Origin of the sequence: Acetobacterium sp. (assembly GCF_036508315.1) — a bacterium.
GTDB lineage: Bacteria > Bacillota > Clostridia > Eubacteriales > Eubacteriaceae > Acetobacterium.
In genome coordinates this window covers 20,442-28,315 of record NZ_DATCHP010000100.1, presented here as the reverse complement: position 1 = coordinate 28,315, position 7,874 = coordinate 20,442, and the positions used below count along the sequence as shown (strand labels likewise).

Here is a 7,874-nt window from a genome sequence, read left to right as displayed (position 1 = left end):
GTCGTTTGCTGAGTGGTATTTTCCAAAATAAAAACAACCACTTTTTCATCATGTTCACCAGACTGCAAAATATTCTTGAAGTGCTTTCTAATCGCTGGAACCTCGACATCAAATAAACCAGCGATCACTTTTTGAAATGATAAAAAGGGAAGGTTCGGGACCAGTGAAAAAGCCACATTTTAGGGTCGATTGCTAAAAATATAAATGAACTATTTTTCAGAAAACGAAATTAATTCTGAGTATGATGAATAATATTTTGATTTAGATCCACTGAAGTCATCAGTGAGAGCCAGCTCATTCATGATGGCTCTCACTGATGAATACAGTGGCCCTTTTTAATGATAATATCCATATGACGTACTTTTCTCCAAAAGAAGAAACTGAAGGGGTTGTTGGTCAGATAATTTTGGGTTTGTCTCTTGGATGGAATAAATTTCTTAATCGATTCATTAAGTTTATATGTTGGTGTCAGGCACTGTAAGCTTGTGGGTGTATTATAGTTTGAGGTGTCCAAGAAATAGTCCGAACCCCCTCTCCCTTATGCATTTTGCTTTGGAGGAGTTCCTACATAAACTTCTGAAATTTGACTCTGATTCTAATTATTAAAATCAGTTTTATTACAATATATTATTAATTTGATTTTCAATTCTGTGGATCATTCTTATGCATCTATCAAGATATAGCTTATCTTCAGAATATCTTATAGATGATATTAAAAACGATCTGTTTCCGGCCAAAAAATTTACCATTTCATATTTTCCTGAAAAAGCAATAACCTTTTCGTTTTTCTCATATTTTTTCATCTCATCATTTAAATTTTCAAACCAACGTTCCTCATTTCTAAATTTAACATTTTCGAGATAAAACAATACTCTATTTAATCGTTTCAACTTTTTTCTTGACAATCTTATTGTACAATCTACTACATACCCGTTTAAAGAAATGCTATTTTTATATCTGATAGTTTTATTATGATTGATCATAAAATTTTTCGACATTATTATATTTTGAATACCTTTATAAAAATCAGAACTCATCAAAATCTTTTGATGAGTTGAAAACAATAAATCATCTGCATATCTACTATAAATCACACCAAATTTCTGACAATATTTTTGAATCCTAATGTCAAGAGATCTAAATATTATATTAGATATCACAGGCGCTGTTGGAGTGCCTTGAATTACTTTATCGTGAAAGGTCAACACCTTACAAATTATTTCAAGTATTTCTCTTTTTTTTTCTATGTCAAATGAGTCTAAAAAGTAATACGACATTACATCATTAATATCGCTGTACCTTATCGAACCAAAAAAATTTTCGACATCTAATCTTAAAAAAAAACTGTTTTTATAAAAATTAATATGTGGTTCCAAAAAATCATAATAGTTGCAGTTTTTGACAAACCCATATGATACATCTGAAATTGATATATTGTTAAGAAAATTATTTTTTAAATTTTTTTGAATGTCATAAATTCCACTTTTTTTATTTATTATGCATATCTCACGAAATCCATTCTTCTTTTTAAATTTTACAATATCCTTATAATATAACTCTTTTTCAGGATCACTTATAAAAGCAAGTATATCTTCCTTGCTTTTATAGACTATGTTATTATAAAATTGTTCTTCATTTTCTATTTTCCAAAGTCTATTCATATTATCATCTCCATAGAAAAAGGCTTCTTAAAGAAGCCTTTACACATGAGTACCTCTCATTTTCCGCATCGCGAATCTAATCATAAGAAATTGAGTAAATTAGCAAACGTCAAATTGTTAATAATTACTCCTTGGATTATTTGTTATGTATTTCGAAAAGCATTCTAATACCTCAAAATCACAAGGCAGCTTTAACCTGTACAAATTAAAGCTATGTTACTACTCATTGTTTTATTATTATATCAAATTATCTATTATTTGTAAAAGATTATATAATTCTGGAAAATCCATTTTAAATTTTTCTTTATTTGCATCGTCATCTTCTACTAAAACATTGTTTAAATAATAGTCAATAAATTCAATTACCCAACCGCTTGTTTTATTTCCAATCTTGTTTTTTATAAAAAGAACCCCATTATAAACGTCTTCGGGAACATTAGCCCGTACATTTCCAGTTTTATCTTTAGAATATTTCATATTTTGCAAACTATCTAATTTCCCATTTAGAACTAATCTCAATATGGTTGTTTTATATTCAATGCAATCAGGGTATTTATTCAATAAATCACATAGTTTATTAAAAGTACTTTCTATTAATTTAGTTTCCAGCCACTTCAATACTACTTCATAATTTTTTTCATTTACAATTGCACCTTCAATTGTTGTTCTCATAACAAAAACATTATTCTTATTACAATATAGATTTACCATTTTTAATAGAAATATATATTCCGGGTTCTTAATCCAAAATTGTGTTAAATTTTGAGTAAATGTACTCTTTTTTAACACTCCTTGAATTCTGTTGCGCAAATTATATGTATAAAATTTCTCTCCGCCTTTATTATAAATTAAGTATTTTTCCTTTTTTTTAATTTTACTATTATACAATGGATTTATTTCACTTTTTGCTATAGAAAATTTTTTCTTTTCGGTATTAAAAGTAAGTATTTTATCCATATCGAGAATATTGATATACGGAACAGTCATATTTGCTTGTTGAGGTAATATCAAGTTAGTTACTGTGTCCGTTGACTTTGTATTGTATATCGTAATTCTTTTTAAGTAAGGAAATAGCGTATTTAAGTTTCTATTTTTCAATAATTGTATTTCCGTTTGCCCTTCAACAAAAACAATTGTATCCGAAAAATAACTTTCTGCTTCTGCATCATTCATAAGAAAGGTATCTTTTGTTTCTATAATATTCCGAATTTTTTCAATATTTGTATATCCATTTATCAAATATAATCTATAAAAACATACTGACGTTCCATTTTTTAAAATTGAACTTATAAAATGGCTTGAATGAGTCGTCAACAAATAGTTAACCTTTTTTGATCTATTTATCAAAAAAAGATCAGCTAACTCTTCAATAAATTTGGGATGTAAACCTATTTCAGGTTCGTCCAGAATAATTAGAGAATTCTTCCAAGCGGTATCAGATAAATCTACAATAAGTTTCAATAATAATTTTATATATTTTAAAGAATTCATGCCATCAGAATAATACAATAGACTATTATTATCCGTCAAAAATGTATCACCACCTAACTGTGTCATAATAGCGTTTTTAAATCTAACTATATAATCCTTATCATTAATTTTAATATTTTCTTCATCAAAAATCTTTTTAATTTTCCGAATAGATTTATTAAATTTTTCGCCGTATGTAGCCTCAAATACATCTTTTAACTTTTCATCTACAATTTCTGTAGATTCCTTTATCCCACTAATCGAAATTTCACTTATGATATTCCACAATTCTGACCAATCAGTCAAAGAAATAAATCGCGTGTTAACAAAAAATACCGGAAAAATCTTTAAGATCTTCCTTACAAAATACACGTCATTCAAGGGATACCAAACAACTTCACTATTTTTGAATTGTGTCATTCTCACTAACAATTTACTATCTACAATGTATTCTTCATAACTTTTTAGAACAGTCTCTAAATACTTGTTTTTATTATTAGTCAATAGGTTTGAAAAATCAAATGTAATCTCAATGTACATTTTTTGCGCATACATATTTAGTTTATCGATTATATCTTCGATTTCAAATGTTTTATTTGCCATTTTATAAAAATAACGAATCCCATCTATGGCTGTTGTTTTTCCTGCCCCATTTTTTCCAAGCATACAATACAAATCAAAATTTGTTGGATAGTCTAAATTTAATTTCATATTTTTTATTGACTTAAAATTCGATATTTTTATATTAGATATTCCCATTTTAACCACCTGTATGTTTATTGATACTCTCTATAGCTAATACTATTTTTAATGTTGCGTTTCTTTATTGATGTTTCAAAAAAATATATACACACTTTATATTTAAAATGTATACGCAATATTCTTATTATACATCTGTTTATTGCATAAAACAACAATATGATACTGTTTGTTTAAACCATAAATGTGTTGTAAATTTTATGTATAGCATTTATTTTTGTTGAATCGAATACCGATTTCCGCATCATCAAGGACATCTTCATAAATTGCGTTTTATCAGTACAATACTTTTAATTCTACTAATTACACAATTACAGTTTTTTCATTTCAAACCCAAGTAACATAACTGAGATTTCTGTTTACCTACTAGCCGCATTTTGAGACTATTTTTGCCTTAATACTAGCGATATCCATAAAAACGGTAAAAATACTAACATAAAACCTTCTAATACTAAAAGCATATCATCTTTTATACCAAGATCTGAAATGCCAATTATTGCTGATATAGCAGTGTTTAAAATTGTAACAGCCGTAATGATGATATTATTTGCATTTTAGCAACTTTTATTTCAGCTATCAAGACGATGATAATCCAAAGTATACAGTACAAAATAATTATTATTCTGTACTCTACATTAATAGCCGATATTTCCATTAATCCCGAATAAAGAGTTCCGTGCCTGAGTCCAATTTACAAACTTGTTAACAAGACTAAACTCAATTTTGTGATGGTTTCTTTAAACTAGAAGCCCTAAACAAATAATAAAGCATTTTCAATGGACAAAAGTATTTTTCCGAAAAAAAAAGCTCTGAACACCCCCTGTACAGGTAGTTCAGAGCTTATCATTTATTTTGGTGGAGGCGGTGGGAATCGAACCCACGTCCGAAAATTCATTCACAGAAGCTTCTCCGAGTGCAGTCATCGATTATTTTCTCATTCCTCTTCTTCTCCAATGACAAAGGAAAAAAGAAACCAGTCTCTTGATCGTTAAGGGTGCGAGACACTACCCAAAACGGTTCCCTGCTTCTTTGAACGCCGAAACCCTAAACCACAGGTTGAATCGGGAGGCGTACGGCAATTATTTTGCCGTGAAAGTCGTAATATTGTACTTTAGAGCGTAATTACGCTGCTAAAGCCATACCGTAACTTCTGTTTGTTTTAGCGTTTATATTTTTTTGCCACTTTTAACGATGATTAGCAACATCGACTCGCTACTCAAGCTTCAAAACCCCCGTCGAAACCAGTGCGCCCCCAAAATTATTAGCTAACCGCTATGTCTCATACTTTTCTGAATCCGTCGATCGGCATCTCGCTCAGCCATGGCATGTCGCTTATCATAAAGCTTCTTACCTTTGGCCAGAGCCAGTTCCATCTTGACGTGATTATCTTTAAAATAGAGTGTCAGTGGTATCAGAGTATATCCTTCCCGTTGCTTTAATCCGGTTAGTTTCCGGATTTGCTGTTTGTGCATCAGCAACTTTCGAATGCGCAGAGGATCTTTGTTATAAATATTCCCCTGCTCATAAGGATCGATATGCATTTGATAGACAAAGGCTTCACCTTCATAAATATCGGCAAAACTTTCTTTTAAACTGACCTTCCCCTGGCGGATGGATTTAACTTCAGTGCCTGACAGCACCAATCCAACCTCATAGGTATCTTCAATGAGAAAATCATGACGTGCTTTTCTATTTTTTGCCACAATTTTTATGGTTTCTGCCATGCCCATCACCTCTGTTCTTTAGCTAGTACTTTATTATATCATGCTTTCTTTCGTTTTTCAACAAGTTCAAAATCAATTTGTTTTAGATCCACATCAGTCTTAAGTACTTTAATACAAACCTCCTGGCCAAGACGATAGAATTTTCCTGTTCGCTCGCCAATATGCTGGTGAAGATCAGGGTCATAAACATAATAATCATCTCTCATATTTTGCAGTCGAACTAGACCTTCGACGGTGTTTGCCAGTTCGACAAAGAATCCAAAGGAGGTAACCCCACTGATTCGGCCTTCAAAGGTTTCGCCAAGATGAGCGGACATGTATTCGGTCATTTTCAACTTGGTGATTTCCCGCTCAATCTTTTCGGCCTGGCGTTCAGTTTCTGAGGAATGCTGGCCAATATCTTCAATATGTTTTTCAAGATATTCCACTGTTTTCTCACTGATCTTGCCATGAAGGCTTTTTGCCAAGTACCGATGAACAAAGAGATCCGGATAACGTCGGATCGGGGAGGTGAAATGGGTATAATATTTGGCCCCTAAAGCGAAATGCCCCAGATTATGTCCCTGGTAGACAGCCTGTTGCATGGTTCGCAGCATTAACAGGGTGATGACCCGTTCTTCACTTTTCCCGTCAATGTCTTCCATCAGTTTTTGATAGTCTTCCCCTCTGGGAACAGCATCTTCTTTGGAACCCAGTTTAAAACCGTAACGGTTAATAAATGTCCGGAAGGCGGCTAATTTTTCAGGATCCGGCTCAGGGTGATTTCGGAATAAAAAAGGCACCTTGGTTCCTGCAACATGTTTTGCCACGGTTTCGTTGCAGACTAGCATGCACTCTTCAATCATCCGATGCGATACAAGGCGTTCCTCAACCTCAATTCTAGCGGGGAAACCTTTGTCATCCAAAAATATTTTTGCTTCTGGAAAATCAAAGTTAATGGCGCCGCGTTTAAGTCGCCTTTGGGTATGAAGCACACCAAACAATTCTTCCAAAACCTGAAGATCATCAATAAAAGGCAGCAGCGCTTTGGCGACCAGGTTATCTTTTCCTGCTAAAACATCAGCAACCCCTTGATAGGTCATTCTTGATTTAGAGCAGATAACGGATTTGAAAATTTTATAGTCCAGAACCTTTCCTTTTTTATCAATTTCCATTTCACAGCTAAAGGTCAATCGATCTTCATTAGGCACAAGGCTGCAGACGGTATTGGACAGATTAAAGGGCAGCATCGGTACAACCCGATCCACAACGTAAACGCTGGTACCGCGTTCCAGGGCAGATTCATCCAGAGGTGATCCGTGACGAACAAAATGACTCACATCGGCAATGTGGACGCCCAGGATGTAATGACCATTCTCTTTTTTCTCAATAGAAACAGCATCGTCATAGTCCTTGGCATCATCGCCATCAATAGTAAATATCACTTCTTCCCGGAGATCCTTACGTTTTTCCAACTCTGCCTCGGTGATTTTATCGACAATGTTATTGGCTTCTTTTTCAACACTCTTGGAAAATTCCATGGGAATGTCATATTCTTTTAAAACCGAGAGAATATCAATGCCGGGTTCGTCTTTATTCCCGAGGATTTCGGCAATTTCCCCTTCTGGATTCTTTCCTCTATCGGACCAGCTGAGGATATTAACAACGACTTTATCTCCGGTGACGGCATTTTTTCCACGACGTTCGGGAATGAAAATGTCCTTGCAGAGACGATCATTATCAGGGATGACAAAGCCAAAACTTTTTCCTTTTTCATAGCGGCCAATAAGTTTCTTATGGCCCCGTTCGATAATTTCAACGACTTCCCCTTCAGGTCTTTTTTCGCCCGGCTGTGAAGTCAACTGTACCCAAACGTGATCCTGGTCTAAAGCACCGTTCAAATATTTTTCCGGGATGAAAATGTCCTCTGTGAAAATAGTATTATCAGGAATCACAAAGCCAAACCCACGTTGGTTTCCCTGGAGGACACCGATAATCTTGCGGGAGTCTTTGGTTTCCTTGGTTTCTTTGGTTCCTTTGGGTTCTTTGACAAATTTGGTTTCTTTGAAGTCTTTGGTTTTACTTGTATTGGTATCGGTGATTGTTTTAACTTTCTTCTTCTTTTCCAGCTCTTTTAAAACATGGGTGAGCATTTGCCGTTCACTTTTCTTTTTCAGTCCAATCGATTCGGATAACTCCTCAAAGGGCATTTTCCGGTATTTGGGGTCCTCCATTAATTGTTGGACGAGTTTCTTGAGTTCCTTGGTTCTCATATTTTCCT

4 protein-coding genes and 1 other RNA gene are annotated in these 7,874 nt (G+C 33.6%); all 5 read right to left on the bottom strand.

Annotated features, from left to right (window positions below; translation table 11 throughout):
- Nucleotides 1-617 precede the first annotated feature (617 nt).
- The 5 genes from VIK44_RS12090 to rnr all read right to left on the bottom strand — a co-directional run bounded on the left by VIK44_RS12090 (nucleotide 618) and on the right by rnr (nucleotide 7,866).
- Nucleotides 618-1,661: a reverse transcriptase family protein gene (locus tag VIK44_RS12090; RefSeq protein ID WP_331554144.1), complete on the bottom strand. Its 1,044-nt coding sequence runs from the start codon at nucleotides 1,659-1,661 to the stop codon at nucleotides 618-620.
- Between the two features lie 237 nt (nucleotides 1,662-1,898).
- The gene (locus tag VIK44_RS12085; protein ID WP_331554143.1) at nucleotides 1,899-3,890 is read right to left on the bottom strand and encodes a retron Eco8 family effector endonuclease; all 1,992 of its coding nucleotides are present in this window, start codon (nucleotides 3,888-3,890) and stop codon (nucleotides 1,899-1,901) included.
- 853 nt (nucleotides 3,891-4,743) lie between these two features.
- Nucleotides 4,744-5,144: a transfer-messenger RNA gene (gene ssrA, locus VIK44_RS12080) on the bottom strand.
- A gap of 11 nt (nucleotides 5,145-5,155) precedes the next feature.
- Nucleotides 5,156-5,614, bottom strand: coding sequence for an SsrA-binding protein SmpB (smpB, locus tag VIK44_RS12075; protein ID WP_331554142.1), 459 nt, complete (start codon nucleotides 5,612-5,614; stop codon nucleotides 5,156-5,158).
- 38 nt (nucleotides 5,615-5,652) lie between these two features.
- A complete protein-coding gene (gene rnr, locus VIK44_RS12070) occupies nucleotides 5,653-7,866 on the bottom strand; it encodes a ribonuclease R (protein WP_331554141.1) in 2,214 nt (737 codons plus the stop codon).
- Nucleotides 7,867-7,874 lie beyond the last annotated feature (8 nt).